The 26,607-nt window shown below is 65.1% G+C and carries 27 protein-coding genes; 20 read left to right on the forward strand and 7 right to left on the reverse strand.

The genetic code is table 11. The features are described 5' to 3' along the window. Positions 1 to 87 precede the first annotated feature (87 nt). From WDM24_RS12495 to WDM24_RS12580, 18 genes are all read left to right on the forward strand, one after another. Positions 88 to 471 (forward strand): hypothetical protein, encoded by a 384-nt coding sequence (locus WDM24_RS12495; protein WP_029078068.1) that lies wholly within the window; start codon positions 88 to 90, stop codon positions 469 to 471. Then, positions 468 to 1,550, forward strand: a complete 1,083-nt coding sequence (locus WDM24_RS12500; RefSeq protein ID WP_338831437.1) for a PHA/PHB synthase family protein — start codon at positions 468 to 470, stop codon at positions 1,548 to 1,550. The genes WDM24_RS12495 and WDM24_RS12500 overlap by 4 nt, the downstream gene beginning before the upstream one ends. Further along, a complete protein-coding gene (locus WDM24_RS12505) occupies positions 1,547 to 2,143 on the forward strand; it encodes a GNAT family N-acetyltransferase (protein ID WP_338831438.1) in 597 nt (198 codons plus the stop codon). The genes WDM24_RS12500 and WDM24_RS12505 overlap by 4 nt, the downstream gene beginning before the upstream one ends. 181 nt (positions 2,144 to 2,324) lie before the next feature. Then, a complete protein-coding gene (locus WDM24_RS12510) occupies positions 2,325 to 2,801 on the forward strand; it encodes a phasin family protein (protein WP_338831439.1) in 477 nt (158 codons plus the stop codon). 226 nt (positions 2,802 to 3,027) lie between these two features. Then, positions 3,028 to 4,311 carry a DUF445 domain-containing protein gene (locus WDM24_RS12515; protein ID WP_338698196.1) on the forward strand — a complete coding sequence of 428 codons (1,284 nt, stop codon included), beginning with the start codon at positions 3,028 to 3,030 and terminating at the stop codon, positions 4,309 to 4,311. Between the two features lie 204 nt (positions 4,312 to 4,515). Beyond that, the gene (locus tag WDM24_RS12520) at positions 4,516 to 5,286 is read left to right on the forward strand and encodes an alpha/beta hydrolase (protein WP_338698198.1); all 771 of its coding nucleotides are present in this window, start codon (positions 4,516 to 4,518) and stop codon (positions 5,284 to 5,286) included. A gap of 222 nt (positions 5,287 to 5,508) precedes the next feature. Further along, complete coding sequence (gene paaX / locus WDM24_RS12525; protein ID WP_338698200.1) at positions 5,509 to 6,378, forward strand: phenylacetic acid degradation operon negative regulatory protein PaaX; 870 nt, start codon at positions 5,509 to 5,511, stop codon at positions 6,376 to 6,378. A gap of 76 nt (positions 6,379 to 6,454) precedes the next feature. Further along, a complete protein-coding gene (gene paaA / locus WDM24_RS12530; protein ID WP_166203565.1) occupies positions 6,455 to 7,447 on the forward strand; it encodes a 1,2-phenylacetyl-CoA epoxidase subunit PaaA in 993 nt (330 codons plus the stop codon). Positions 7,448 to 7,458: 11 nt separating this feature from the next. Beyond that, positions 7,459 to 7,746, forward strand: a complete 288-nt coding sequence (paaB, locus tag WDM24_RS12535) for a 1,2-phenylacetyl-CoA epoxidase subunit PaaB (protein ID WP_016842890.1) — start codon at positions 7,459 to 7,461, stop codon at positions 7,744 to 7,746. Between the two features lie 144 nt (positions 7,747 to 7,890). Further along, a complete protein-coding gene (paaC, locus tag WDM24_RS12540; protein ID WP_338831440.1) occupies positions 7,891 to 8,667 on the forward strand; it encodes a 1,2-phenylacetyl-CoA epoxidase subunit PaaC in 777 nt (258 codons plus the stop codon). Beyond that, positions 8,661 to 9,164, forward strand: coding sequence for a 1,2-phenylacetyl-CoA epoxidase subunit PaaD (gene paaD, locus WDM24_RS12545; RefSeq protein ID WP_338831441.1), 504 nt, complete (start codon positions 8,661 to 8,663; stop codon positions 9,162 to 9,164). Before paaC ends, paaD begins: the two co-directional genes overlap by 7 nt. 2 nt (positions 9,165 to 9,166) lie before the next feature. After that, entirely contained in the window at positions 9,167 to 10,243 is a 1,077-nt protein-coding gene (gene paaE, locus WDM24_RS12550) for a 1,2-phenylacetyl-CoA epoxidase subunit PaaE (RefSeq protein WP_338831442.1), read from the forward strand. A gap of 202 nt (positions 10,244 to 10,445) precedes the next feature. Next, positions 10,446 to 10,904, forward strand: a complete 459-nt coding sequence (gene paaI, locus WDM24_RS12555) for a hydroxyphenylacetyl-CoA thioesterase PaaI (protein ID WP_338831443.1) — start codon at positions 10,446 to 10,448, stop codon at positions 10,902 to 10,904. A gap of 16 nt (positions 10,905 to 10,920) precedes the next feature. Beyond that, positions 10,921 to 12,252, forward strand: a complete 1,332-nt coding sequence (gene paaK, locus WDM24_RS12560; protein ID WP_338831444.1) for a phenylacetate--CoA ligase PaaK — start codon at positions 10,921 to 10,923, stop codon at positions 12,250 to 12,252. A gap of 33 nt (positions 12,253 to 12,285) precedes the next feature. Next, positions 12,286 to 13,716 (forward strand): indoleacetamide hydrolase, encoded by a 1,431-nt coding sequence (gene iaaH / locus WDM24_RS12565; RefSeq protein ID WP_338831445.1) that lies wholly within the window; start codon positions 12,286 to 12,288, stop codon positions 13,714 to 13,716. 104 nt (positions 13,717 to 13,820) lie between these two features. Next, positions 13,821 to 14,840, forward strand: coding sequence for a zinc-binding alcohol dehydrogenase family protein (locus tag WDM24_RS12570; protein WP_338831446.1), 1,020 nt, complete (start codon positions 13,821 to 13,823; stop codon positions 14,838 to 14,840). 104 nt (positions 14,841 to 14,944) lie between these two features. Beyond that, a complete protein-coding gene (locus WDM24_RS12575; RefSeq protein WP_338831447.1) occupies positions 14,945 to 16,000 on the forward strand; it encodes a YeeE/YedE family protein in 1,056 nt (351 codons plus the stop codon). Between the two features lie 186 nt (positions 16,001 to 16,186). Then, complete coding sequence (locus WDM24_RS12580; protein WP_029078052.1) at positions 16,187 to 16,657, forward strand: DUF1801 domain-containing protein; 471 nt, start codon at positions 16,187 to 16,189, stop codon at positions 16,655 to 16,657. Positions 16,658 to 16,769: 112 nt separating this feature from the next. Here WDM24_RS12580 and WDM24_RS12585 read toward each other — a convergent pair whose 3' ends face one another. Beyond that, positions 16,770 to 17,669: a DMT family transporter gene (locus tag WDM24_RS12585; protein WP_338831448.1), complete on the reverse strand. Its 900-nt coding sequence runs from the start codon at positions 17,667 to 17,669 to the stop codon at positions 16,770 to 16,772. Between the two features lie 89 nt (positions 17,670 to 17,758). Here WDM24_RS12585 and WDM24_RS12590 point away from each other — a divergent pair, with 89 nt between their 5' ends. After that, complete coding sequence (locus WDM24_RS12590) at positions 17,759 to 19,216, forward strand: PLP-dependent aminotransferase family protein (RefSeq protein WP_338831449.1); 1,458 nt, start codon at positions 17,759 to 17,761, stop codon at positions 19,214 to 19,216. 210 nt (positions 19,217 to 19,426) lie between these two features. Here WDM24_RS12590 and WDM24_RS12595 read toward each other — a convergent pair whose 3' ends face one another. From WDM24_RS12595 to WDM24_RS12615, 5 genes are all read right to left on the reverse strand, one after another. Continuing rightward, a complete protein-coding gene (locus tag WDM24_RS12595; RefSeq protein WP_338831450.1) occupies positions 19,427 to 20,647 on the reverse strand; it encodes a bifunctional alpha/beta hydrolase/OsmC family protein in 1,221 nt (406 codons plus the stop codon). Positions 20,648 to 20,675: 28 nt separating this feature from the next. Further along, positions 20,676 to 21,338 carry a sulfite oxidase-like oxidoreductase gene (locus tag WDM24_RS12600; protein WP_338831451.1) on the reverse strand — a complete coding sequence of 221 codons (663 nt, stop codon included), beginning with the start codon at positions 21,336 to 21,338 and terminating at the stop codon, positions 20,676 to 20,678. A gap of 13 nt (positions 21,339 to 21,351) precedes the next feature. Further along, entirely contained in the window at positions 21,352 to 22,674 is a 1,323-nt protein-coding gene (locus WDM24_RS12605; protein ID WP_166297794.1) for an MFS transporter, read from the reverse strand. 84 nt (positions 22,675 to 22,758) lie between these two features. Beyond that, complete coding sequence (locus WDM24_RS12610; RefSeq protein ID WP_338831452.1) at positions 22,759 to 23,985, reverse strand: cytochrome P450; 1,227 nt, start codon at positions 23,983 to 23,985, stop codon at positions 22,759 to 22,761. Positions 23,986 to 24,055: 70 nt separating this feature from the next. Then, positions 24,056 to 24,262, reverse strand: coding sequence for a ferredoxin (locus WDM24_RS12615; protein ID WP_029078045.1), 207 nt, complete (start codon positions 24,260 to 24,262; stop codon positions 24,056 to 24,058). Between the two features lie 177 nt (positions 24,263 to 24,439). Between WDM24_RS12615 and WDM24_RS12620 the strand changes: the two genes are divergently transcribed. Further along, positions 24,440 to 25,072, forward strand: coding sequence for a TetR/AcrR family transcriptional regulator (locus WDM24_RS12620; RefSeq protein ID WP_166203594.1), 633 nt, complete (start codon positions 24,440 to 24,442; stop codon positions 25,070 to 25,072). A gap of 107 nt (positions 25,073 to 25,179) precedes the next feature. Here WDM24_RS12620 and WDM24_RS12625 read toward each other — a convergent pair whose 3' ends face one another. Further along, complete coding sequence (locus WDM24_RS12625) at positions 25,180 to 26,598, reverse strand: amidase (protein ID WP_338831453.1); 1,419 nt, start codon at positions 26,596 to 26,598, stop codon at positions 25,180 to 25,182. Between the last annotated feature and the right edge of the window lie 9 nt (positions 26,599 to 26,607).

Consider the following 26,607-nt stretch of genomic DNA (forward strand, 5'->3'; position numbering starts at 1 on the left):
TGTTGACCGATCCACGGCAACAGTGTCGTATGGCGGAAACAAGCGGAAGCGCGGCAAGCGCTCGGATTTGGTGTGGAGGAGCGCCGCATGGCCGACAAGGGCAACGACCCTGCCGTGATCTGGCAGACGATGATGGGTGAGATGGAGAAGGGGTTCAACTCCTTCGGCAACCAGTTAATGGCATCGCCGGAATTCTCCAAGTTGATGAATCAGGCCGGCGGTGCCGCGGCGGGCGCGCAGCGGCAGCTCGGCGAGCTGATGGAGAAATATCTTCTCGCGATGAACCTGCCGAGCCGCGCCCAGCTCGTCGGCATGGCCGAGCGCCTGCAGTCGATGGAGAACCAGCTCAACGAGATCAAGACGCTCTTGCAGCAGGTGCACCACAATTCGCTGGCGCCGGGGGATGGCTTCGGCGCAACGCCACGGCCGCCGCGCACCAAACGCCCGCCATCCGAGGGAGAGCCCAAATGAACGCTTCCACGGGGTTTGATGTCGCCTCGATCGCGGAGCGGGTGCAGTCCGAGGTGCAGCGCGCGATCCAGCGCAGCATCAAGGGCGTCGAGTACATCTCGAGCTCCGGTCCCTCGCTCGGCTCGACGCCGAAGGACGTGCTGTATTCGCGCGGCACCATGAACCTCTATCACTACCGGCCGATGGCGAGCGAAGTCTATCGCGTGCCGATCCTGATCGTGATGGCGACCACCAACCGCGGCTACATCCTCGATCTGGTGCCGGGCCAAAGCTTCATCGAGTTCATGCTCAAGCGCGGCTACGACGTCTACATGCTGGACTGGACCGCGCCGAAGCCGGAGGAGAAAACGCTGAGCATGGAGGACTACGTCCTGGATTTCATCCCGGAGTCGGTCCGCCGCGTGCAGCAGGACTCCGGCGAGCAGGACGTCTCGGTGATCGGCTATTGCTTCGGCGGCGTGCTGTCGCTGCTCTACGGCTCGATCTTCAACGACGGGCCGATGAAGAACCTGATCTGCTTCACCACGCCGATCGATTTCCGCGAGATGAAGCTGTTCCAGAATTTCTCCGACCGGCGATATTTCGACGTCGACAAGCTGGTCGACAGCGTCGGCAACGTGCCGGGCGACATGATCATGACGTCGTTCGATATGCTGCGGCCGGCGTCGCGCGTATTCAGCCAGGTGCAGTTGTGGGACAACATCTGGAACGACGAATACGTCAAGGGCTACCGGATGATGGATCGCTGGGGCACGGACACGCTGCCGCTGGCGGGCGAATATTTTCGCCAGACCGTCAAGAACCTGATGTGGGACAACAAGCTCTACAACGACAGCATGACGGTCGGCGGCCGCGAGGCGAAGCTTGCCAACATCAAGGTGCCGATCCTGCACGCGGTCGCCGAGCACGACCACATCGTGCCGTATGACGCGGCAAAGCACCTCATCCCCAAGATCGGCTCCGAGGACAAGGAGGAGGTGATGCTGAAAGGCGGTCACGTCTCGCTGGTCGCCGGCGCCAATGCAATCAAGCGGCTGTGGCCGAAACTGGACTCCTGGTTGGGCAAGAGATCGACATGACCGAACAACGTTCCTATCCGCGCCAGGTCAAGACCGAGGCCGGCGATATCGAGTTCCGCTTGATGGCGAGGGCCGACGAGGCCGCGGTGCTGGCCTTCGCGCAAAAGCTGCCGACGCACGATCTGCTGTTCCTGCCGCGCAACATCAGCCAGCCGAAGGTGCTGTCGGCCTGGGTCAACGAGATCGATCGCGGCGACATCACGAGCCTGCTCGCGATCAAGGATGGCAAGGTGGTCGGCTGCGGCACGCTGGTGCGCGATCCGCACTCCTGGTCGCCGCATGTCGGCGAGATCCGCATGGTGGTGTCGCTCGACGTCCGCGGGCAGGGCGTCGGCCGGGCGCTGTCGCAGGAGACCTTCGCCATCGCGCTCGGCGCCGGCTTAGAGAAGTTCTCGGTGCAGATGACAGTCGACCAGCGGGCGGCGATCGCGTTGTTCGAAAGCCTCGGCTTCAAGGCGGAGGCCCTGCTGCGCGACCATGTCCGCGATGTCGAGGGCAAGACCCACGACATCGTTGTGCTTGGGCACAATGTGGCGCAGGTCCGCGCCCAGATGGAGGCTTATGGGCTGCCCGGCGCGGTTGGGGGTGGCTAAATACCTTAAGCTGCTGGTTCCGGAGGCAGTTTGCCGGATATTCTCGCTGCTCACGTGTTCGTGATATCGCGCTGCAACATCTATGTTGCGGCGCACCATAGGATGTGTCATAACACTTTTGCCCCGGGCCAATCCGGACGGGGTGAGCCCATAGCTCAAACCTGAGGATGGAGAGACCCCAATGACCACCGAAACCAATTCCGTGCTGAACAGCGTCAAGGAAGCCTTCGCGCCCGTCACCGAGGCGTTCACCAAGCTCCAGAACCTGGAAGTTCCGGAAGCCGCCCGTGAGTTCGTGAAGAAGCAGGCCGAGGCCGCCAAGACCCGTGCCGCCGACGCGTATGCCGGCTCCGAGAAGGTGACCAACGTGATCGAGACCGCTGTTGCCGGTTCGGTGACCGAAGCCGCCAAGATCAGCCGCAACATCCAGCAGGCGCTCTACCAGGACGCCGAGGCGTTCTTCGCCGGCATCGACAAGCTCGCGTCGGCCAAGTCGCTGAGCGAAGCCGCCCAGATCCAGTCGGACATGGTCCGTGCGCGTGGCGAACTGTTCGTCTCGCGGGCGAAGGCCACGACCGAGTATCTCGGCAAGCTCGTCACCGACGGTGCGAAGACCGCGCAGGACAACTTCGCCAATGTCTACAGCAAGACCGCCTGATCGCGCTTGCACCGACCACTGCCCTTTTCGAAGGCCCGCCATTTTGCGGGCCTTCTTTTTTGCCCCCTCCGACGTCATCCTGAGGTGCGAGCGGAGCGAGCCTCGAAGGATGGGAGCTAGCGACGGTGCTTGTGGCCATCCTTCGAGGCGCGCAAAGTGCGCGCACCTCAGGATGACGCCCGGGCGTGTGGCACCTAGGTAAACTAGCGTTCACTCGAAAGTCCCGATGACCCTTCCCGCCGCCCTCATCGCAACGCCCGTCGACGCCGAACGCGCGGCCGAGCTGCGGCGCGTGAAGTGGCTGGCGACCGGCGTGCTGGCGGCAACCTTCATCATTTTCATCGCTTCGAAGGCGCTGTTGTCGACGCATCCGGTGTTCGGCTTCATCGCGGCGTTTGCCGAGGCCGCGACCATCGGCGGGCTCGCCGACTGGTATGCCGTCGTTGCGCTCTTCAAGCGGCCGCTGGGGCTGCCGATCCCGCACACCGCGATCATCCAGAGCAATCAGAAACGCATCGCCGAGAAGCTCGGCGAATTCATCGAGAACAATTTCCTTGAATCCGGTCCGGTCGAGGCCAAGCTGCGCGAGATCGACTTCGGTTCGTTCATCGCCGACTGGCTGCGCGACCGCAAACGATCCGAGGATCTTGCCCGCTTCGTGCTGCGGATGCTGCCCGAGGCGTTCGCGGCGACCGAGAGCTCAGGCTTGATGCAATTCATCAGCCGTCGCATCACGACGCAGGTGCTCTCGATTGATCTCGCGCCGCTTGCCGCCGGCGCGTTGCGCGGCTTCGTGCAGGAGGGCAAGCATGCCGGCCTGCTCGACGACATCCTGCGCGTGCTGCATCAGACGCTGACGCAGCAGGAGACCATGGCCGTGATCCGCGACAAGGTCCGCGCCGAGATGCCGACGCTGCTGAGACTTTATCGCGCCGACAAATTCGTGGTGAACCGCATCATCGCCTCGGCCACGAAATTCTTCGAGGAAGTGCGCAACGACCCCGAGCATCCGTTCCGCGGCGAGTTCGACCGCATGCTGCTGTCGTTTGTCGACCGGCTCGGCAGCGACAAGGCATTTGCCGATCGCATCGAGGGTCTCAAGCGCGACCTCTTGGCGCGGCCGGAGCTCGCCAATCTCGGACGCACCATCTGGGCCAACGTCAAGGACTTCATCGAGCGCAGCGCTTCGGGCGAGTCGCAGGTGCTGCAGCATCAGCTGGCAAGAATGTTCAGCGAGGCCGGCGAGGCGCTCGGCGGCGACGCCGACATGCGCGGCGAAATCAACCAGGGTCTGGTCGCGATCCTGCGCACGGTCGTGGCCGAGCAGAAGAGCGGCGTCTCGACCTTCATCGCCGACCAGATGAAGAGCTGGGACATGGAGCAATTGCTGCAGCTGATCGAGGTCAATGTCGGCAAGGATCTGCAATACATCCGCTTCAACGGCTCGCTGATCGGCGGACTTGCCGGTCTCGCACTTTACACCCTGGAATATGTGCTTCGGCTGCTGTGACCGATTGGGCACGGAGGTCACTTAAGTTGTGGCAAGTGTGACCCGGACCGCTTGCACGGAAGTGATCGGTTCCCTAGCTTTTCAAGGTTGATTGTTGCGTTGCGGAACGATTCCGCCGGGTTTGCGTCAATCCTGTTGACCCATTCCCGCTGATCCCATTGCCGGCCGCCGCGACGTCAGGGGCCGTGCCAAAGAGGAGTTGAAATGTCCGTTGCTGCGCAGACGCTACGCCCGCCGTCCAGGACGCTGATGTTTCTGGAAGGCCGCGCCATTCATGAGCTCGGTGCCTTCCTTGGTGCATTGCCGCTGTTGAGCCTCGCGCCGCGCGGCGATGCGCATCCGGTGCTGGTGCTGCCTGGGCTGATCGCCTCTGACACGTCGACCCGGCCGCTGCGCTCCTTCCTCAGGAGCAAGGGCTACGCCGTCAGTGGCTGGCGCCAGGGTCGCAACCTCGGGCTTCGTTCTGGCGTGCAGGACGGGATGGTCGAGCTGCTGCAGGAGATGAATGAAACCAGCGGCCGCAAGGTCTCGGTGATCGGCTGGAGCCTCGGCGGCCTCTATGCGCGCCAGCTCGCCAAGATGATGCCGGAGCGCGTGCGGCAGGTGATCACACTCGGCAGCCCGTTTGCCGCCGGCCCGAAATCGACCAACGCCTGGCGCGTCTACGAGATGGCCAGCGGCCGCCGCGCCGAGCAAGAGGACCAGCGTTTCGGCGGCTCGCTCGCCAGCACGCCGCCGGTGCCGACCACCGCAATCTTCAGCCGCACCGACGGCGTGTGCGCCTGGCAGGGCTGCCGTGAGCAGAGTTCGTCGATGACCGAAAGCATCGAGGTCGAGAGCAGCCATTGCGGCATGGGCCATCATCCGGCCGTGGTCTACGCGGTCGCCGATCGCCTCGCGCAGAAGGAAGGCGAGTGGGCGCCGTTCGATCGCAGCGGCTGGCGCAGCGTCGTCTATCCGGATCCGAATCGATAAGCGTTGCGAAGGTCTCTCTTCACCTCGCCCCGCTTGCGGGGAGAGGTCGGATTGCGCAGCAATCCGGGTGAGGGGGACTCTCCACGTCTCGTCTCTCACCATTCTCGCGAAGGCAGCCCCTCACCCCAACCCTCTCCCCGCAAGAGCGGGGCGAGGGGGGCAGCGGCGCTTCCCGCGTGTCGGTATTTCTGTGAATCGACAAAACGCGCTATGCGTTGACACATGCCGCAGCCGCTTGCCCGCATCGTCGACCAGCTGAAGCGCGAGCCGTCACGCACGGGCTCAATCATCATCACCGTGTTCGGCGATTCCATCGTGCCGCGCGGCGGCTCGGTGTGGCTCGGCACGCTGCTCGAATTCTTCAAGTCGCTCGACATCGACGGCAATGTGGTGCGCACCGCAATGTCGCGGCTCGCCGCCGACGGCTGGCTCGAGCGCAACAAGGTCGGCCGCAACAGCTTCTATCGGTTGAACGCCAGGGGACGGCAGACCTTCGACACCGCGACGCGGCACATCTACGATCCGCCGCCGTCGGACTGGACCGGCCGCTTTGAGCTGCTGTTGATCGGCAATGCCGAGGACCGCGACGCCGCGCGCGAGGCGCTGAAGAATGCCGGCTTCGGCAGCCCGGTGCCCGGCGTGTGGGTCGCACCCTCGGGCGTGCCGATCCCCGATGAAGCGTCGCGCGCGATCCGTCTCGAAGTCTCCGCGGAGGATGACAGCGGGCGCCGGCTGCTCAGCGAAAGCTGGCCGCTCGATCGCACCGCGGACGCCTATCTGAAGTTCATGAAGACGTTCGAGCCGCTGCACGGCTGGATCATCCGAGGCGAGAGGCTGAGCGACGCCGACGCCTTCACCGCACGCATTCTTCTGATCCACCACTACCGCCGGGTCGTGCTGCGCGATCCGCTGCTGCCGTATCAATTGCTGCCGAAGGATTGGCCGGGCAGGGCCGCGCGGAAACTCTGCGGCGAGATCTATCGCGGGCTGCTTTCGCCGTCGGAACAATGGCTTGACGACCACGCCACCAACGAGGCCGGGCCGCTGCCGAAGCCCAACGGGGCCGTGGCGCGCCGTTTCGAGGGCACCTGAACATATTACAAAAAATTCTTGCATTTTAAAATTTGTGTTATATATTCCTGCCCGACAACACACTGGGAGGTCGGCCATGTATACGCAGGCGCTCAACTCATCCGACGGCGACGATCGCGGCGTCGAGGATGTCGCCCGTGCCAGTCAGTTCCAGGCCCGCATCGATGCCGATGAGCGTATCGAGCCGAACGACTGGATGCCCGCGGCCTATCGCAAGACGCTGACCCGGCAGATTTCCCAGCACGCCCATTCCGAAATCGTCGGCATGCTTCCCGAGGGCAACTGGATCACCCGCGCGCCGTCGCTGCGTCGCAAGGCCGCGCTGCTGGCCAAGGTGCAGGACGAATGCGGCCACGGGCTCTATCTCTACGCCGCCGCCGAGACGCTCGGCACCTCGCGCGAAGAGCTCGTCGACGCGATGCTGTCGGGCAAGGCGAAATATTCCTCGATCTTCAATTATCCGACGCTGACCTGGGCTGACATCGGCACCGTCGGCTGGCTGGTCGACGGCGCGGCGATCATGAACCAGATCCCGCTCTGCCGCTGTTCCTACGGGCCCTATGCGCGCGCGATGATCCGCGTCTGCAAGGAGGAGTCGTTCCATCAGCGCCAGGGCTTCGAGATCATGGTGACGTTGTGCCGCGGCACCGCGGAGCAGAAGGCGATGGCGCAGAACGCGCTCGATCGCTGGTGGTGGCCGGTGCTGATGATGTTCGGTCCGCCGGACCAGGTGAGCCAGCACAGCGACACCTCGACCAAATGGAAGATCAAACGCTTCTCCAATGACGAGCTGCGCCAGAAATTCATCGACGCCACCGTGCCGCAAGCCGAGTTCCTCGGGCTGACGATTCCAGACCCCGGCATGAAGCAGAACGACAACGGCAATTGGGAGCACAGCCCGATCGACTGGGACGAGTTCAAGCAGGTGCTGGCAGGCAACGGCCCCTGCAACCGCGACCGCCTCGCAGCGCGCCGCAAGGCGCATGAAGAAGGCGCCTGGGTGCGTGAAGCCGCGATGGCCTATGCCGAGAAGCGCAAGAGCCGCCAGCTCGCGCAAGCCGCAGAATAGGGAGCGCCGCCATGGCCACGCCGAACGTTCCGCTCTGGGAAGTCTTCATCCGCAGCCGCAACGGGCTTGCGCACAAGCACGTCGGTTCGCTGCACGCGGCCGACGCGACGCTCGCCCTGCAGGCCGCGCGCGACATCTACACCCGCCGCGGCGAGGGGCTGTCGATCTGGGTGGTGCCGTCGAATGCGATCACCGCGTCCGATCCGTCCGAGAAGGGCATGATGTTCGAGCCGGCGGAATCCAAGATCTACCGCCACCCGACCTTCTACGACGTACCCGACGAAGTCGGGCATATGTGACTCTCATCCGTCATGGTGAGGAGGCGCGTAGCGCCGTCTCGAACCATGACGCCCCGATCGCAATCGCGGCCATCCTTCGAGACGCCTGCTGCGCAGGCTCCTCAGGATGACGTCGAGCAAGTGGATGCAGGTGGAATAGAGAACATGGCAACCGCCAACATCGAAGTCTCCGAAACGCCGCTGGTGCTCTACGCGCTGCGCCGCGCCGATGATGCGCTGGTCCTCGGCCATCGGCTGTCCGAATGGTGCGGCCATGCGCCCGCGATGGAAGAGGACATGGCGCTCGCCAATATGGGTCTCGATCTGCTCGGCCAGGCCCGCGAGCTCTACACTTATGCTGCCAAGGTCGAAGGCCGCGGCAATGACGAAGACAAGTTCGCCTATCTGCGCGACGTCAGGCAGTATCGCAATCTCCTGCTGGTCGAGCAGCCGAATGGCGACTTTGCCCGCACCATGGTGCGGCAGTTCTTCTACGCGGCGTTTGCCGATCTCTACTGGCGCGCGATGATGGCGTCGTCAGATCCGACCTTCGCCGCGATCGCGGCGAAGTCGGAGAAGGAGAGCGCCTATCATCTGCGGCATTCGTCGGAATGGATCGTCCGTCTCGGCGACGGCACCGAGGAGAGCCATCGCCGTGCGCAGGACGCGATCGATGACCTCTGGGCCTATACCGGCGAGATGTTCGCGGTCGACGACGGCGAGCGCAGCCTGATCGATGCCGGCATCGCGATCGACCCGGCGGCGCTGCAGCCGCGCTGGCTGAAGACGGTCACCGGTATCGTCAACGAAGCGACGCTGGCGCTGCCATCCGGCAACTGGATGCAGCAGGGCGGCCGCAGCGGCCGGCACAGCGAGCATCTCGGCCATCTCCTCAGCGAGCTGCAGTCGATGCAGCGGACCTTTCCGGGGGCAACATGGTGACGGCGGCAATCAGCGATGCCGATCTGCGCCGGCGCGCCTGGAGCGCAGCCGCGCAGGTGGTCGATCCCGAGATTCCGGTGCTGACCATCGCCGATCTCGGCGTGCTGCGCGACGTTGCCGTCCACGACGGTCATGTCGAGGTCGCGATCACGCCGACCTATTCCGGCTGTCCGGCAATGAACATGATTGCGCTCGAGATCGAGCTGGCACTGGAGCGCGAAGGCATTCACCGGCCGAAGGTGCGCACCGTGCTGTCGCCGGCCTGGACCACCGACTGGATGAGCGAGGACGGCCGCCGCAAGCTCAGGGAATACGGCATCGCGCCGCCGCTGCCAGGCTCCTCGCGCCGCGCGCTGTTCGGCGAGCAGCAGGTGGCGTGCCCGCAATGCGGATCGGGCGATACCGAACTGCTGTCCGAATTCGGCTCGACCTCCTGCAAGGCGCTGTGGCGTTGCAAGAGCTGCCGTGAACCCTTCGACTACTTCAAGTGTCATTGACCATGTCGACTCCGCGCTTTCACCGTCTGTCCGTCAGCGATCTGCGCCGCGAGGCGTCGGACGCCATCTCGATGAGCTTTGCGATCCCCGACGATCTGCAAGGCGACTACCGCTTCACGCCGGGACAATATCTGACGCTGCGCACCACCATGGACGGCGAGGAAGTCCGACGCTCCTACTCGATCTGCTCCGGCCCCGACGATAGCGAGCTGCGCATTGCGGTGAAGAAGGTCGATGGCGGCGCCTTCTCGAATTGGGCCGCCGACGAGTTGAAGGCCGGCGATGAGCTCGACGTGATGACGCCGACCGGCCGTTTCGGGGTCGCGCATGCACCCGGCGAGGCGCGGACCTATGTCGGCTTCGCCGCCGGCAGCGGCATCACGCCGATCCTCTCGATCGTCAAGGGCATGCTGGCGCGCGAGCCGGACAGCCGCTTCTTCCTGTTCTACGGCAACCGCTCGACCGAAGGCGTCATGTTCCGTGAGGCGCTGGAGGAGCTGAAGGACCGCTTCATGCAGCGGCTGTCGGTGTTCCACGTCATCTCGGGCGAGGAGCAGGACATTCCGATCCTGCACGGCCGGCTCGACGGCGAGAAGGTGCGGGTGCTGCTGCGCTCGCTGGTTCCGGCTGCGACCGTCGATCACGTCTTCGTCTGCGGCCCGGCCGCGATGAGCGAGACCATCGAGGCCACCTGCCGCGAGATCGGCATCGCCGACGAGCGCATCCATGTCGAACGCTTCGTGTCGGAATTCGGCGGCAAGCCGCGTCCGAAAGTAGTCGTTCCCGCCGGCGCGCCGCCGAAGGCAATCGCCGGATTGATCATCGACGGCAAGCGCCGCGAGGTCCCGGTCGCCGACGGCGAGTCGATCCTCGACGCCGCGCTGCGCGCCGGCATGGATCTGCCGTTCGCCTGCAAGGGCGGCATGTGCTCGACCTGCCGCGCCAAGCTGGTCGAAGGCGAGGCCCCGATGGATCTGAACTATTCGCTGGAGCCGTGGGAGCTGAAGGCGGGGTTCATCCTCACCTGCCAGGCCAAGCCGTGCTCCGGCAAGGTCGTGGTCGACTACGACCACGTCTGATTGTTGATCGTCATTCCGGGGCGATGCGCAGCGTCGAACCGCAGATGCGCAATGGCGCATCGGGGAATCTCGAGATTCCGGGTCTGGTCCTTCGGACCATCCCGGAATGACGGAAGTCGCGTTGACGCCTCACGCGTTGCGCTTGAAATTGATGTGACACCAAGAGGCCCGTTGCAACGGGCCCGCGCACAGGGAGTTCGATGTGAACGTGAAGGCCACGCTATCGCCCGAGGACGTCGCCCGCGCGTGCGCGGATGCGATGTGGAAGGAAGACGACGCCAGCAAGGGCCTCGGCATGGAGCTCGTCGAGATCAAGCCGGGGCTGGCTACGATGGCGATGACGGTGCTGCCGCACATGGTCAACGGCCAACGCATCTGCCATGGCGGCTACATCTTCACGCTGGCCGATTCCGCCTTCGCCTTTGCCTGCAACAGCCGCAACGATCGCGCGGTGGCGGCGCAGGGCAACATCACCTTCATCCGGCCCGGTAAGCTCGGCGACCGTCTGGTGGCGAGCGCGCGCGAGATCTCGCGCAGCGGCCGTTCTGGAATTTACGACGTGCGCGTCACTGCCGGCGATAGCGTGATCGCCGAATTCCGCGGGCATTCGCGGGTGATACAAGGCACCTGGCTGCCGGATACGGACATCAAGGCATCATGATTTCGGGAGACATGTGATGGTGACGGCAAAGCTCAAGGTCAGGGATGGCGGCTATCACGCCGAGCTCGACGCCGCCGAACGGGCCTCGCGCGACGAGATCATGGCGTTGCAGACCAGGCGGCTCGCATGGTCGCTCAAGCACGCCTATGACAATGTCGCGCATTACAAGAAGAGCTTCGACGCCGCGGGCGTGCACCCCACAAACTTCAGGCAGCTCTCCGATCTCGGCAAATTCCCGTTCACCGTGAAGACCGATCTGCGCGACAATTACCCCTTCAACATGTTCGCGGTGCCGCGCGAACAGCTGGTGCGGGTTCATGCCTCGTCGGGCACGACCGGCAAGCCGATCGTGGTCGGCTACACCAGGGCCGACATCGACACTTGGGCGGATGTGATGGCGCGCTCGATCCGCGCCGCCGGCGGCCGCACCGGCATGCTGATGCACAATGCCTACGGCTACGGCCTGTTCACCGGCGGCCTCGGCGCGCATTACGGCGCCGAGCGACTCGGCTGCACGGTGATCCCGATCTCCGGCGGCATGACCGAGCGGCAAGTGCAGCTCATCAACGATTTCAGGCCCGACATCATCACGGTGACGCCGAGCTACATGCTGGCGATCCTCGACGAGTTCAAGCGGCAAGGGCTCGACCCGCGCAAATCGTCGCTGAAGTTCGGCATCTTCGGCGCCGAGCCCTGGACCAACGCGATGCGCGTCGAGATCGAGCACGCCTTCGACATGGACGCCACCGATATCTATGGTCTGTCGGAGGTGATCGGTCCCGGTGTCGCGCAGGAATGCGTGGAGACCAAGGACGGCCTGCACATCTGGGAGGATCACTTCTACCCCGAAGTGATCGATCCCGTGACCGGCAAGGTGCTTGCCGATGGCGAGAAGGGCGAGCTGGTGTTCACCTCGCTGACCAAGGAAGGCTTTCCGATCATCCGCTACCGCACCCGTGACCTGACGCGGCTGTTGCCCGGCACGGCGCGGCCCGGCATGCGGCGGATGGAGAAGGTGACCGGCCGTTCCGACGACATGATCATCCTGCGCGGCGTCAACGTGTTCCCGACCCAGATCGAGGAAGCGCTGCTGGCGACCGACTGGTGCGGCGGCCATTTTGTGATTGAATTGACCCGCGAGGGCCGGATGGACGAGATGACGGTGCTAGCCGAAGCCCGTCCCGAAAGCTGGGACGGCGAAGGGCTGACCGCGCACGCCGAGAAGCTCTCCGCCTTCATCAAGAACACGATCGGCATCTCCACCCGCGTCCGCGTCGTCGCCCCCGAGACGCTAGAACGGTCGCTCGGCAAGGCGAAACGTGTTTACGACAAGCGGCCGAAGGCCTAGCCTTGCGCCCACAGCAAGAGGGCGCAGGGTTCGATGGCAAATTCGACTGAAACCACCGCCGCTGAGATCGTGGCGGCGATCCGCGACGGGAAGGTGACGGCGGTCAGCGTCGTCGAGGCGGCGCTCGATCGCGCCGAGCGGCTCAAGGACCTCAACGCATTCATCGTGCTGAACCGCGACGGCGCACTTGCCGCCGCGCGCCAGGTCGATGCCGGGACGCGGACCGGCGTGCTGGCCGGGCTTCCGATCGTCGTCAAGGACAATATCAACACTGCCGATCTGCCGACATCGGGCGGCACGCCGGCACTGCAACACGCGCGGCCTGCACGCAATGCACCGTCGCTGCAGAAGCTGCTCGACGCGGGTGCCGTCGTCATCGGCAAGACCAATTTGCACGAGCTCGCCTTCGGCATCACCAGCACCAATCTCGCGCCGTTCGCGGGGCCGGTGAGGAATCCGTACGACACCAGCCGGATTCCGGGCGGGTCATCCGGCGGAACGTCGGCGGCGATCGCCGCGCGCATCGTCAGCTGTGGCCTCGGATCCGATACCGGCGGCTCGACTCGCGTGCCCGCGGCGCTGACTGGGACCGTTGGCCTCAGGCCTTCGGTCGGCAATGGCGGCGCCGAGCGGCGCTACCACGATGACAATCAGGTGGTTCCGATCAGCCATACCCGCGACACCGTCGGCCCGATGGGCCGCACGGTCGCCGACGTCGCGCTGCTCGATGCCGTGATATCAGGCACGCCGCTGGCCACTAGCATTCCGTTACGCGGCGTGCGTCTCGGCATTCCCGCCTGTTTCTGGGCCGGCCTCGATCGCGATGTCGAGGCCGTCGCCCGCGCAGCCTGCGCCCGGCTCACGGCGGCTGGCGTGGTGCTGGTCGATGTCGATATGCCTGATCTGTTCGAGCAGAACGGCAAGGTGTCCTTCGTCGTCGCACTGCATGAGCCGATCGCCGATATCCCGGCCTGGCTCGCCGCATCCGGGATCGAGGGAATCACGCTTGCCGATATCGCCGCCAAGGTCGCCAGCCCCGACGTCGTCGGCGCATTCGGCGCCATCACCACGGACGCCTTCGGCGCCGCCTATGACGATGCGATCAAGGTGCAGCGGCCGGCGCTGCAGGCGATCTATGCCGCGTATGTCAGGGACAACAAACTGGATGCCATCCTGTTTCCGACCACGATCGCGCCTGCACCGGTCATCGACGAAAAGAGCGGGTCCGGCGATATGTCGATCAATGGCGGCGAGCCGACGCCGACTTTCGGCTCCATGATCCGGAACACTGATCCCGGCAGCAACGCCGGCCTTCCCGGATTGTCGCTCTATGCCGGCATGACGCCGGGCGGCCTGCCGGTCGGGCTCGAGATCGATGGTCCGGTCGGGAGCGATGCCAGACTGCTCGGGCTTGGCTTGTCGATCGAGGCGATCCTGGGCACGGCGCCGCCGCCGAAGCTCTGAGTCCGCCGGCCGCAACAAGCCCCTTGAATTGATTGGTCAGTCGATTAGTCATGGCGTTGGAGCGTGGCCTCGCGTCACGCAACACGACCAAGACTGGATTCTCCATGCCGTCGGCTCTCCATCCCAATCCCAATCCTGATCAGGTCGAAGCGCGTTGCGTGCGCCTGTTGACCAAGGCGGAGAACGCGGCTGCGGTGGCGCCGGTGGTCGAGACGCACGCGCTGTCGCGCGGCCCCGACGATCTGCTGATCGAGGTGAAGGCCGCCGCGGTCAATCCGTCTGATGTCAAGGCCGCAACCGGGCTGATGCCCTATGCCGTGTTCCCGCGCACGTCCGGCCGCGACTACGCCGGTGTCGTGATCGATGGCCCCTCGGACCTGATCGGCCGCGAGGTGTTCGGTTCGTCCGGCGACCTCGGCATCCGCCGCGACGGCACCCATGCCACGCACCTGGTGGTCGAGCGTGATGCGGTGGTGGAAAAACCCGCCGGCATCTCCTGGGACGAAGCCGCCGGGATCGGCGTGCCCTTTGTCACCGCGATGGAAGGCCTGCGCCGCGCCGGACTGCCGAAGACGGGTGAGACCGTGCTGGTGATGGGCGTCAACGGCAAGGTCGGCCAGGCTGTGGTGCAGATCGCAAGCTGGCACGGCGCGCACGTGATCGGCGTGGTGCGCAAGCGCGAGCCCTATGAGGGCCACAGCAATTCGCCGGTCGAGGTGATCGATGCCTCCACCACCGATGTCGCGGCGCGGGTGCGCGAGCTGACCGGCGGCAAGGGCGCGGACATCGTCTACAACACGGTCGGCGATCCCTATTTCCAGGCCGCGCACAAGTCGCTGGCGCTGCGCGGCCGGCAGATCCTGATCGCCGCGGTCGACCGCATCGTGCAGTTCAACATCCTCGAATTCTACCGCGGACAGCACACCTATGTCGGCATCGACACGCTCGCGCTGTCGTCGGGTGCGACCGGCGATGTGCTGCGCGAGCTCGCGCCGGGCTTTGCCAGCGGACATCTGAAGCCGTTTCCGATCAGGCAGAGCGCGATCTATCCGCTGGAACAGGCCAAGGCGGCGTTCGTTGCCGTGGCGGGATCGTCGCGCGACCGCGTGATCTTGCGACCGTAATTCACCGTCATTGCGAGGAGCGAAGCGACGAAGCAATCCATTCTCTCCCGTTGTGGTGATATGGATCGCTTCGCTCGCAATGACGAACTCTTGAGGACCCTTGCATGGACCCCGCCACGATCGTCATCCTCGCCGCCTTGATCATCGGCCTGATCTACGGCTCGGTCGGGCTCGTCAGCGGCTTCTGCATGATGAGCGGCCTGCGCGGCTGGTGGGCGGAGGGCGACGGCCGGCTGGCGCGTACCTACGCGTTGGCGATGGGCGTTGCGATCGCGGCCTCGCAGCTGCTCGCGGCGGCGGGCCTCGTCGATCTCGGCAAGTCGATCTATCTGCAACCGTCATTTTCGGCGCCGGTGATGTTCGTCGGCGGGCTGCTGTTCGGTTACGGCATGGTGCTGTCGAATGGCTGCGGCTCGCGGGCGCTGGTGCTGCTCGGGCGCGGCAATCTGCGTTCCCTGGTGGTCGTGATCGTACTCGGCATTTTCGCCGAGATGACGCTGAAGGGCCTGATCGCGCCGGCGCGGATCGCGATGGTGCAGGCCTCGCAGGCCACGGTCGCCGCCAATTCGGTGCCGTCACTGCTGACAAGCGCCGGCCTCGGCGCGGTGCCGGCGCGGATGATCGCGGCCTCGGTGCTCGCAGCCGTCCTGATCATCTTTGCCTTCGCCCATGCGCCGTTCCGAAAATCGCCCGGCCAGATCGCGGCGGGGCTGATCGTCGGCCTGCTGGTGGCGGCAGGCTGGTACGCGACCGGCTATCTCGGCGCCGATGATTTCAATCCGGTGCCGGTGACGTCGCTGACCTTCATCGCGCCGATCGCCGACGCGCTGCAATATGTGATGCTGTCGACCGGCTCGACGCTCAATTTCGGCATCGTCACCGTGTTCGGCGTGTTTGCCGGCAGCCTGATTACGGCGCTTGCCACCGGACGCTTCGAGCTCGAAGGCTATCGGTCGCCGCAGCACATGCTGCGCTCGGCCGGCGGCGCCGCGCTGATGGGGGCGGGCGGCGTGATGGCCTTCGGCTGCTCGGTCGGGCAGGGGCTGACCGGGCTGTCGACGCTGTCGCTGTCGTCGTTCATCGCTATCGCCGGCATCCTGCTCGGCACCGGCGCAGGTCTGCGCGGGGCCTTGCGGGTCAGGCCGCTTGCGACGGCCTAGGGCGCTTACTCATAACCGGCGGCTTCCGGTCATAAAGCGGAAGTTGCCCGGTTCGGTAGTTATCGGCGGCTTATGACCCAGAGCTGTCATTGTGCCGCCGGTAGAAAAGGATAGGCTTAGCGTCGAAACGAGGTCGGTTGTGGGCCGTATATCCGCTGCCGCATCACGAATTAGATCGGTGGGGCCATGGCAGTAAAAAAAGACACGGGAACGCCACAGGCAAAAAGTGTCGAGCTTCTGGTAGCGATGACCGGCAAGGCGAGTCCCGCGAAAGCGGCCGAAGGCGACAAGCCGGTATTTGCCTATATCGAGAGCCTTCCCGAACCGCAGAAGAGCATCGCCAAACATGTCGATGCCTTGGCCGCCAAGGCAATCCCCGACCTCAAACGCGCGGTGAAATGGGGAATGGCTTACTATGGCGTTCCCGATGGGTGGTGCTTCTCTTCCGGCGCCTTCGTCGGTCACCTGAAGCTGATGTTCATCCGAGGCAACGAACTACAACCGGAACCCCCAGTGACACCGTTCAGAATGGGCAAGGCCACCCGCGGCGTCGAGTTGACCGCCATGGACGAGTTCGACGACGACCAGGTGCTTTCGTGGATGGCTCAGGCCGCCAAGAAACCGTACGTCACGGCGGCGATGAAGAAGAAGAAATAGGCCTCCTGGCGGCTGCCGCTTCTGGCCCAAGGCCGACATGCAGCGACGTCGGTTTTGACGTCAGCTTCCGAGACCGAAGCGGACGTGACGAATCCATGAGTACAGGCCCTAATTACGCACGCGCCGGTGCATCCGCGAACGAGCTCAGCGCGATGCCGCCGACGATCAGGGCCGCGGCAATCGCGAGCGACAGATCTATCGGTTCGCCGAGCAGCAGCGCCGCGGTGACGATCCCGACGATCGGCGTCCCCGTCGTGCCGAGTGAGGTCGTGAGCGCCGGCAGGCTCTTGTTGACAACAGACATCGCCCAATAAGCCAACGCCGTGCCGATGAAGCCGGAATAGAGGAACAGCAGCACGAGGTGCGGCGACCATGTCACCGTGGGCACGCCCTCGGTGACCAGCGCCGTCGTGGTCAGTACCAGCGTCGCGACGAGCACTTGCCACAGCAAGAGCTGCAGCGGCGTCGCGATCCAGCGGTGTGAGCGGATATAGATGATGTTCGCGGCCCAGCAGATCGCGGCGACGATGATCATGCCGGCGCCGGCAATGATGTGCAGATTGCTCCAGTCCAGCGACGCCGGGTTGAGGATCACGCAGAGGCCGGCGAGCCCCAGCGCGACGCCCACGAGCTTGAGCATGCCGAGCCGTTCGGTTCGCGCGGCACCGGCAGCCAGCGCGACCCAGAGCGGCGTGGTGTAGCCAAGCACCACGCCCTTGCTCGCCGGCAGATAGCGCAGGCCAGCGGCGACCAAGGTCGAGAAGAACGTCATGTGCAGCAGCGCCACGCTGAGCACCACCGGGATATCGGCGATCCGCGGAATGATCAGATTGCCGCTGGCGCGCAGGATCACAAGGAGGGCGATCAGGGCGACCCAACTCCGGATCGATGCGGTCCACAGCGGCGGCACCGCCTGGACCAGCGATTTCGTCACCGACCAGTTGATGCCCCAGGCCAGCACCACGACGACGAACAAAGCGGCGGCTTTGGCAGGCGACAGCGATTGATTCACGGCGGCATCCTTGCAGGCGATACCGCTTGTGAATAGGATCAGGCTGGCTCTCTCGAAAGGGCCAGATTGGATAGACTGAAGGAGCCAGATTGATCCTCGCCGAATTGCTCGTGCTGAAGCGGTCGGATGATGCCGGGCTAGCCGCGCAGCTGACGGGGCAGCTGCGCGCGCTGATGGCGAGTGGCCGGATCAGGAGCGGGGCCATGCTGCCGTCGAGCCGCAGCCTTTCGGCCGAGCTCGACGTGTCGCGCAACACGGTGACGCATGCCTATGAGCAGCTCGCGGCCGAGGGCTATCTGCGCGTCGCCGCGCGGCGGCGGCCGGTGGTCACCGACGATATCGAGGCACGCTTTGCCAAGGCTATGCCGGCGCCACGGCGAGACGCCGCCCGCAAGCCGCTGCTGTCGCCCTGGGCCTTGCAGCTCTCCGAGACGGATTGGCCGCTGTCGTACCAGGCCGAATTCCGGCCGCTGCGTCCCGGGTTTGCGGACGCGCGCGAGTTTCCGCACGAGCTCTGGGCGCGCTGCCTGCGCCGCAGCGCGCTGCGCCGCCGTTTCAACGACCAGACCATGGTCAACCGGCCAGCGCTGCGCGAAGCCTTGCGCGACTACCTCGAAATCAACCGCGGCGTGCACGCCGAGGCCGACCAGATCCTGATCCTGCCGACCGCGCAGGCGGCGCTGACGCTGATCGCGGCGACCACCATCGTCGCCGGTGATGCGGTGTGGACCGAGGATCCCGGATATCCCGGCGCCGCAGCGGCGTTTCGCGCGGCCGGCGCCGACGTCGTCGGCGTCAGGCTGGATCAATGGGGCATGATGCGGGTGCGCGCGGTGCGCGCGCCGAAGCTGATCTTCACGACGCCGTCGCATCAGCACCCGACCGGACGAGTGATGCCGGTTGCGCGCCGCACCGAGCTGCTGGCGACGGCCGAGCCCGGCAAGACCTGGATCGTCGAGGACGATTACGACGGCGAATTTCACTATGACAGCCGCCCGATGCCGGCCCTGCAAGGGCTCGACCGCGAGGGGCGCGTGCTCTATCTCGGCACCTTCGCCAAGGCGATGACCGCCGATATCCGCATCGGCTATCTGGTGGTGCCGCCACAGCTGGCGCGGACGATGGAGATCGCGCAGCGGCATCTCGGGCTGATCGCCTCCGTGCATGTCCAGGAGGCGCTGGCCGGCTTCATAGCGGACGGGCATTTCCTGGCCCATGTCAGGCGGATGCGGCGCATCTATCGCGCGCGCCGGGACCACCTCGCCGCGGCGCTGGCGCGGCAGCTCGGCGAGGTGCTCGCGGCCGAGGTCCCGCCCGGCGGCATGCAATTGATCGCCCGCTTCAAGGACGGCGGCGCCGACCAGAGCGCCGTGGCGCGGCTGGTTGCCGCCGGCGTCGAGGTGCGCGCGCTGTCGAGCCTCGCGCTGGAACGGCCGCGCGACCATGGCTTGTTGCTCGGCTTCGCCGCCTGGCGCGAGAACGAGATCGGCGCCGCGGTCCGGATCATGGCGAACTGCCTGACGGGGAAGCGCGCGGCGCGTGGGTAGAGGGGCGCTCTCACGATTTCGGAATATTGGAAGAATGTCCCTGAGTTGCCCGACGTGTCAAGTAGCCTTGTCGAACGCCGGCCGCCGCCTGCTACTTTGCATGGGGTTGTTTTCGATATTTTGGTAGCGCGCGCCTGCGACGGCCCGCAAGCGGGAGGGGATGCAGCTGACATGCTGCTACGGCTCTGCCCGTCTCGCTGCGTCGAGGGCTTAATCCGCTGCCTTGGTGACGATCCGCACCTCCGACGTCAGCGTCTTGTGCACCGGGCATTTGTCGGCGATCTCCATCAGCCGCTTGCGCTGGTCGAAATCGAGATCACCCTCGATCCTGATGACACGGTCGATCTGGTCGAGCATGCCTTCGCGTGTCTCGCACTCCTCGCAATCCTTCGCATAGATCTTGTTGTGCGTGAGCGTCACGGTGATGCGATCGACGGGCAGCGACTTGCGGTCGGCGTACATCCGCATCGTCATCGAGGTGCAGGCGCCGAGCCCGGTCAGCAGAAAATCATAGGGGCCAGGGCCGGTATCCTGGCCGCCAGCCGCGACCGGTTCGTCGGCCACGAGCCGATGTGGCCCGGTCGTGACGATTTGCTGGAATTTGCCGTTGCGCGTCTCCTGCACGACAACATTGCGCGGGGTGCTGCCGGCATCAGCTACTGGCTGCGGCGCGAGATCGACGTAGCGTTCCGCCCAGGCGCCGATCACGTCGGCGACATAGGCGGCGTCCTGCTTGCCGCTCAGGAGATGGTCCGCACCCGCAAGCGAGACGAAGCTCTTGGGATGCTTGGCGGCGATGAAGATATTGGTGGCGTTGTCGATACTGACGGTGTCGTCGGTCGGCGAGTGCATGACCAACAGCGCCTTGTGCAGCGTTTTGACCTGCGCCATCAGATTCTGCTCGGCGACGTCGTCGAGGAATTCGCGCTTGATGCGGAACGGTCGGCCGGCGAGCGACACTTCGCCTTCACCCTGCGTGCGGATGTCCTCGAGGCGGTCCTTGAAAAAATGCGTGACATGGGCGGGATCGGAGGGCGCGGCGATGGTGGCGACCGCCTTCGCCTCGGGGATCCGGCCTGCGGCTGCGAGGATCGCGGCGCCGCCCAGGCTGTGGCCAATCAGGATCGCGGGCGCCTTGCGCGTCTCGCGCAAATGGTCGGCGGCGCGGACGAGGTCGGCGACGTTCGACGAGAAGGTCGAGTTGGCGAAATCGCCCTCGCTGGAGCCGAGGCCGGTGAAATCGAACCGCAACGTGGCGATGCCCTTGGCGGCGAGCGCGACCGCGATGCGCTTTGCCGCCAGCACGTCCTTGCCGCAGGTGAAGCAGTGCGCGAACAGCGCATAGGCCTTGATCGGCCCGTCGGGCGCATCAAGTGCTGCGGCCAGCTGATGGCCGTCCACACCGGTGAATTGAAAGCGTTCGTGCGGCACGGGCAGGCTCCATTTTTCTTGGTGGTTGTCAGTCGCCAGAATAGCGCTGTTCGGCCCAGGGATCACCGCGATTGTGATAGCCGCGCACCTCCCAGAAGCCCGGCGCATCTTCGGTCAGGAATTCGATGCGCTGCAGCCATTTGGCGCTCTTCCAGAAATAGAGATGCGGCACCACCAGCCGCACCGGCCCGCCATGCTCATGCTCCAATGGCTTGCCCGACCAGCTATGGGCGAGCAGCGCGTCCTCGGCGGCAAAATCCTCGAGTGGCAGGTTTGTCGTATAACCGTCATAGGACTGCAGCGCGACGAAGCGCGCGTCCTCGCGCGGCTGGCAGGCGGTGAGCAGGTCGCGAGTGGCGAGCCCCTCCCACTGATTGTCGTAGCGCGACCAGGTGGTGACGCAGTGGATGTCGGAGACGAATTGCGTCTGCGGCTGCGCCATGAATTGCGGCCAGCTCCAGTAGATCGTCTGCTCCACCGCACCGTAGACATCGAGCCGCCAGCGCTCCTGCGTGACGTTGGGCATCAGCCCGAGATCGAGCACCGGCCAGTCCGCCGTCAAATGCTGGCCCGGCGGCAGGCGCTGCTCCTCCGGCCGGGTGATCTTGCCGGTGAGGAACTTGCCTTCGCGCGCCCAGCGCTGCTTGCTGCGCGTCAGCTTGCTCTCGGGCGGTTCCTGGTCCTCGGTCATTGGCGTTGCGCCATCATTCGTGGCGATGCATCGCGGATTCGTGCTTGGTGTCGCGCATCGTCGAGTAGATCAAGAGCGACAGGAAGATCATGCCGCTGAGGTAATAATAGAACCAGTCCTCGTGCCCGACGCTCTTGAAATAGAGCGCGACCGCGGGCGCGGTGCCGCCGAAGATCGATACCGTGATGGCATAGGGTAGGCCGACGCCGAGTGCGCGGACGTTGGTCGGGAACAGCTCGGCCTTCACGATTGCATTGATCGAGGTGTAGCCGGCGACGAAGATCCAGGCACCGCAGATCAAGAGGAAGGCGATGAACGGCGACTTGGTGTCCTTCAGCGCTGTCAGGATCGGCACTGTCGAGATCGTGCCGACGACGCCGAAGAAGATCAAAAGCGGCTTGCGGCCGATGCGGTCGGAGAGGCCGCCATAGATCGGTTGCAGGATGGTCGCGAAGATCAGCGAGCCGAAGATCACGAAAGTGGTCTGGTCCTCGGTCAGCCCGACCGACAGTTTGACGAAGGTCTGCATGTAGGTGGTGAAGGTGTAGAACGCCGCGGTGCCGCCGGCGGTGAGGCCGACCACCAGCAGCAATTCGCGCGGGTAGTTCAACAGGCCGATGATCGAGCCGGTCGGCTTGGAGACCTTCTTGGCCTCCTCGAACGCCTCGGTCTCGTGCAGGCCGCGCCGCATCACCGCTGCGAAGATCGCAAGCCCGGCGCCGATCACGAACGGAATCCGCCAGCCCCAGGCCTTCAGCTCGTCCGAAGTCAGGAATACCTTCTGCAGCAGCAAGAGCACGATGATCGCGGTGAGCTGGCCGCCGATCAGGGTGACGTATTGGAAGCTCGAATAGAAGCCGCGGTGCTTGGGGTCGGCGACCTCGCTGAGATAGGTGGCGCTGGCGCCATATTCGCCGCCGAGGCTCAACCCCTCGATGATGCGGGCCAGCGCCAGGATCGCCGGCGCGGCAATGCCGATGCTGGCATAGGTCGGCGTCACTGCGATGATCAGCGAGCCGAAGCACATGCAGACCACGGATAACGTCAGCGACAGCCGGCGGCCGTAGCGGTCGGCGATGTAGCCGAACAGCCAGCCGCCGAGCGGGCGCATCAGGAAGGTCGCGGCAAACAGCACGGCGGCATTGAGCTGCTGCACCACCGGATCGCTGTGCGGGAAGAACGCCGGTGCGAAATAGAGCGCGAAGGCGGTATAGGCGTAGAAATCATACCACTCGACGAGATTGCCGACCGAGCCGATGAAGATCGCCTTCACCCGCCGCTCGACGTCGTGGATGTCGAGATGATCGCTCGCGGATTGAGCGGTTTGATCGGTCATAAGCTAGCCTCCCGGACTCGTCGGTTCGATTCCGGGGCAAGCTACCTCATTGAATGGTGCGATGTAACTGCTGTGTCCGGCCGCTCAGGCGGTCTTGCCGAACAGAACAGGCAGTTGACGCGGCCCGCGCACCGTGCCTTCGGACCAGGTGACCTTGCCGGCTGGATCGAGCCGGAAATCCGGAATCCGCTTCAGCCATTCCTCGATCGCGACCTGCATCTCCATCCGCGCCAGATTGGAACCGACGCAGCGGTGAATGCCGAGGCCGAAGGCGGCGTGGCGGTTCTCCTTGCGGTCGATCACCACCTTGTCCGCGTTGGGGAACATGGCGGGGTCGCGATTCGCCGCCGGGAACGACAGCAGCACCATGTTGCCGGCCTTCACCGGGCAACCGGAGATCGTGGTCTCCTTCATCACCTCGCGCGCCATCGTCACCGGCGCATAGGCGCGCAGGAATTCCTCGATCGCAGTCGGGATCAGTGCCGGCTCCGCAATCAGCCGCTCGCGATCGGCCGGCGTCTTGGCGAGGTGCCAGAGCGAGGAGCCGATCGCGCTCCAGGTGGTGTCGATGCCGGCGATCAAAAGCAGCCGCAGCGAGCCGAGCACGTGCTCGTCGGTGAGCGGCTGGCCGCCGGGGCCCTTGGCCCGCAGCAGCTGCGAGATCAGGTCGTCGCCCGGCGCAACCTTGCGCTGCTCGAGATGGGCCATGAAATAGCCGGTCATCTCGCGCACGCCGTTCATCAGCTCGTCTTCGTTCTTGATGCCGAGCTCGAGGATCTGGTGGATCCATTTGATGAAGAGGTCGCCGTCCTTCTCGGGGATGCCGAGCATGTGGGCGATGGCGCGCACCGGGATGTGCTTGGTGTAGCGCGCCGCGGCGTCGCAATGGCCATCGGCGATGAATTCGTCGATCAGCTCGTTGCAGATCGCGCGCACCCGCGGCTCCAGCCGCGCCATCGCGTCCGGCGTGAACGGCGGCAGCAGCACCTGCTTGGCGGGCTTGTGCTCCGGCGGATCCGAGGTGATCGGCGGCGCGCGGGCGGTGATCTCGGGGCGGACGTCGCGCACGATGACGCGGCGCGAGGAGAAATGTTCGGTGTCGTAGGCGATTTCCTTCACCGCCTGATAGGTGGTCGGCATGTAGCAGCCGAGGAAGCGCTCGGTATGCACGACCGGCGAGGCTGAGCGCAGCGTCTCCCAGATCGGGAACGGATCGTCGGTCCAGACCGGGTCGGTGTGGTCGAAATCATGGACCCAGTCGGTGACCGGGGGATGCTCGGGCAGATAGGTTGCGGACGGGGAATCGGACATCAGCTCGTTCCTTCTCGTTCGATCAAACGCTTGGGCTCAACGGGAGGCGCGCGGCCGCCCCGGCTGGCCGTCATTCCTCGGTGACTTCGATCGCGATTTCCGGGCAATTGGTCTGTGCGAGCCAGGCCTTGTCCTCGAGCCCGGCCGGAACGGTCCCGTCGCCGGCCTCATGGGCATTGCCGTATTCGTCGAGCTCGAACAGTTCGGGGGCGAGTGATTTGCAGCGGGCGTGACCCTGGCATTTGTCCTGGTCGACGCGGATTCTGAGCTTGGACATGCAAGCACTCTCCCTCGGCTCTGGCGCACCGCAGGGCGCGCCGGGTTCCTCATGTCTTGATTACGCAAGTTCTAGCTTGCTTGGGCGGCCGGCCTCTTAACCTGACCGCCAAGTTATAGCATATTACATTATCGTCGCGCTTGCGCGTCAAGCAAAAATTCAGCGATCATTGCCGCAATGGGACAAATCGTTCGGAAGCCGTTCAAAACCTACCACCATGGCGACCTCCGCGAAGCCCTGATTCAGGCCGCGTTGCGCGAGGTCGAGCTTGGTGGTCCCGAAGCGATCAGCATCAAGGCGCTGGCCAAGCAGCTCGGCGTCTCGCAGCCGGCGCCGTACCGGCATTTCGCCGACCGCGAGGCGCTGCTCGAGGCGGTGACCGCGGAAGCGTTCCGGCAGTTCAACGTGATCATGCGCGAGGCGATCGAGCAGCCGGGCAAGGGATCGAAACTGTCGCGGTTTGCCCAGGCCGCACTGGCCTTCGGGCTCCAGCGCCACGGCATCTACCGGCTGATGTTCGCATCGCGCACCATGGCCTGCGCGCCTGTTGGCAGCGAGCTGCACACCGCAGCGATGGAAACGCTCGCGCTGCTGATCGAGTCGTTCGAGGCGCCGGCCGTCGGGCTGTTGCGCGAGCGGCAGGCGCTGAAGATCTGGGCCGGGCTGCACGGTATCGTGATGCTGGCCGAGCAGGGCCTGCTTACCGGCGAGTCCGCCCAGATCAGCCGTGAGGAGCTGTTGGACGAGATCGTCGAGCAGACCAAGCTCGCACTCACCGTCGCGCTCAAGGCGACGGAAGACAAGGCATAAAGCATGATCCGGAAAAGTGCGAAGCGGTTTTCCGAGAAGATCATGCTCAAACAAAGACCTAAAGCACGGCGATGATTCAACCCAATCTCATCGCGCTTTAGGCTGCTTTATCTCGGCGGCCGCGGATCGATCGGGGTGGTGCCGCGCACGCCCAAAATATCCTCCAGCACCTTCGCACCGGCCAGAAGCTGCGCCTCGGCACGCGGTTTGGCGACCACCTGCAGGCCGACCGGCAGACCCGACGCGGTGAAGCCGCAGGGCAGCGACAGCGCCGGACAGCAGGCCAGCGTGATCGCATAGACGATGCCGAGCCATTCGACGTAGTTGTCGAACGTCTTGCCGTCGCATTCGGCAACATAGCGGTTCTCGACCGGGAATGGCGGCACGATGGTCGCGGGCGCCAGCAGCAGATCGTAGGTCTCGAAGAATTCGAGCGCACGCGCGGTCATCGCGACGCGCTGCGCTTCAGCGCGCTCGAGCTTCTCGACCGTGAGCTTGAGGCCCTCCTCGATGTTCCAGACCTCGGGCTTGAGCAGGTCGCGCTTGGTGCGCAGCAATTCGGCCTTGCTGATCGCAAAATCGAACGCGCGCAGCACGTGGAAGCATTCATGGGCCTCGCGCAAATCGGGATGCGCCTCCTCGACGATCGCGCCGGCTTCGGCAAAGCGCTCCGCCGCCTTGCGGGTCACCGCCTTGACCTCGGGATCAACAGGCGTGATGCCGAGATCGGGCGAATAGGCAATGCGCTTCGGCTTGCTGCCGGAGCGTGTCGCCGAGAGGAACGACGTCGGCAGCGCGGGCAGCGACAGCGGATCGGCGGCATGCTCGCCGCTCATTGCGTCCAGCAGCAACGCGAGGTCTTCGACATTGCGCGCCATCGGTCCCTGCACGCCGAGCGTGCGGTCGACGCCGAATTTCGGCGTGTGCGCGACGCGGCCGATTGACGGCCGCAAGCCCACGATGCCGCAGAAGCTTGCGGGGTTGCGCAAGCTGCCGCCCATGTCGGAGCCGTGGGCGAGCCACGCGGTGCCGCTCGCCAGTGCCGCCGCGGCGCCGCCGGAGGAGCCGGCGGCCGAGCGCGACGTGTCCCAGGGATTGCGGGTCGGGCCGAACACCTCGTTGAAGGTGTTGGCGCCGGCGCCGAATTCCGGCGTGTTCGACTTGGCGTAGATCACGCCGCCGTTCTGTTCGAGACGCTCGACCAGAATGTCGGACTTCGCCGGGATGTTGTCCTTGAAGATCGGCGAGCCCAGCGTGGTCAGCACGCCTGACACGGCGGTGAGATCCTTGATCGGAACGGGAAGGCCGGCGAGCAGGCCGCGCTCGCTGACCGGCTTCTGCATCAGGGCCTTGGCGTGGCTGCGGGCGCGATCGAAGCAGAGTGTGGGCAGGGCGTTGACCTTGCCGTCGACCTCGGCGATGCGCTTTTCCAGCACATCGAGCAGATCGAGCGGCGTGACGTCACCGGCCTTCAGTTTCCCGACGACGGCACACGCCGTTTCCTTCACCAAGCCCTGATCAGCCATGCACCGTTG

Source organism: Bradyrhizobium sp. 27S5 (genome assembly GCF_037217225.1).
In the GTDB taxonomy this organism is placed as follows: Bacteria; Pseudomonadota; Alphaproteobacteria; order Rhizobiales; family Xanthobacteraceae; genus Bradyrhizobium; species Bradyrhizobium septentrionale.

Excerpts from the sequence above, each read along its gene's own strand:
- WDM24_RS12495 (WP_029078068.1), top strand. The coding sequence starts at position 88 with ATGGCCGACAAGGGCAACGACCCTGCCGTGATCTGGCAGACGATGATG.
- WDM24_RS12500 (WP_338831437.1), top strand. The coding sequence starts at position 468 with ATGAACGCTTCCACGGGGTTTGATGTCGCCTCGATCGCGGAGCGGGTG.
- WDM24_RS12505 (WP_338831438.1), top strand. The coding sequence starts at position 1,547 with ATGACCGAACAACGTTCCTATCCGCGCCAGGTCAAGACCGAGGCCGGC.
- WDM24_RS12510 (WP_338831439.1), top strand. The coding sequence starts at position 2,325 with ATGACCACCGAAACCAATTCCGTGCTGAACAGCGTCAAGGAAGCCTTC.
- WDM24_RS12515 (WP_338698196.1), top strand. The coding sequence starts at position 3,028 with ATGACCCTTCCCGCCGCCCTCATCGCAACGCCCGTCGACGCCGAACGC.
- WDM24_RS12520 (WP_338698198.1), top strand. The coding sequence starts at position 4,516 with ATGTCCGTTGCTGCGCAGACGCTACGCCCGCCGTCCAGGACGCTGATG.
- paaX (WP_338698200.1), top strand. The coding sequence starts at position 5,509 with ATGCCGCAGCCGCTTGCCCGCATCGTCGACCAGCTGAAGCGCGAGCCG.
- paaA (WP_166203565.1), top strand. The coding sequence starts at position 6,455 with ATGTATACGCAGGCGCTCAACTCATCCGACGGCGACGATCGCGGCGTC.
- paaB (WP_016842890.1), top strand. The coding sequence starts at position 7,459 with ATGGCCACGCCGAACGTTCCGCTCTGGGAAGTCTTCATCCGCAGCCGC.
- paaC (WP_338831440.1), top strand. The coding sequence starts at position 7,891 with ATGGCAACCGCCAACATCGAAGTCTCCGAAACGCCGCTGGTGCTCTAC.
- paaD (WP_338831441.1), top strand. The coding sequence starts at position 8,661 with ATGGTGACGGCGGCAATCAGCGATGCCGATCTGCGCCGGCGCGCCTGG.
- paaE (WP_338831442.1), top strand. The coding sequence starts at position 9,167 with ATGTCGACTCCGCGCTTTCACCGTCTGTCCGTCAGCGATCTGCGCCGC.
- paaK (WP_338831444.1), top strand. The coding sequence starts at position 10,921 with ATGGTGACGGCAAAGCTCAAGGTCAGGGATGGCGGCTATCACGCCGAG.
- iaaH (WP_338831445.1), top strand. The coding sequence starts at position 12,286 with ATGGCAAATTCGACTGAAACCACCGCCGCTGAGATCGTGGCGGCGATC.
- WDM24_RS12570 (WP_338831446.1), top strand. The coding sequence starts at position 13,821 with ATGCCGTCGGCTCTCCATCCCAATCCCAATCCTGATCAGGTCGAAGCG.
- WDM24_RS12575 (WP_338831447.1), top strand. The coding sequence starts at position 14,945 with ATGGACCCCGCCACGATCGTCATCCTCGCCGCCTTGATCATCGGCCTG.
- WDM24_RS12580 (WP_029078052.1), top strand. The coding sequence starts at position 16,187 with ATGGCAGTAAAAAAAGACACGGGAACGCCACAGGCAAAAAGTGTCGAG.
- WDM24_RS12600 (WP_338831451.1), bottom strand. The coding sequence starts at position 21,338 with ATGACCGAGGACCAGGAACCGCCCGAGAGCAAGCTGACGCGCAGCAAG.
- WDM24_RS12605 (WP_166297794.1), bottom strand. The coding sequence starts at position 22,674 with ATGACCGATCAAACCGCTCAATCCGCGAGCGATCATCTCGACATCCAC.
- WDM24_RS12610 (WP_338831452.1), bottom strand. The coding sequence starts at position 23,985 with ATGTCCGATTCCCCGTCCGCAACCTATCTGCCCGAGCATCCCCCGGTC.
- WDM24_RS12615 (WP_029078045.1), bottom strand. The coding sequence starts at position 24,262 with ATGTCCAAGCTCAGAATCCGCGTCGACCAGGACAAATGCCAGGGTCAC.
- WDM24_RS12620 (WP_166203594.1), top strand. The coding sequence starts at position 24,440 with ATGGGACAAATCGTTCGGAAGCCGTTCAAAACCTACCACCATGGCGAC.
- WDM24_RS12625 (WP_338831453.1), bottom strand. The coding sequence starts at position 26,598 with ATGGCTGATCAGGGCTTGGTGAAGGAAACGGCGTGTGCCGTCGTCGGG.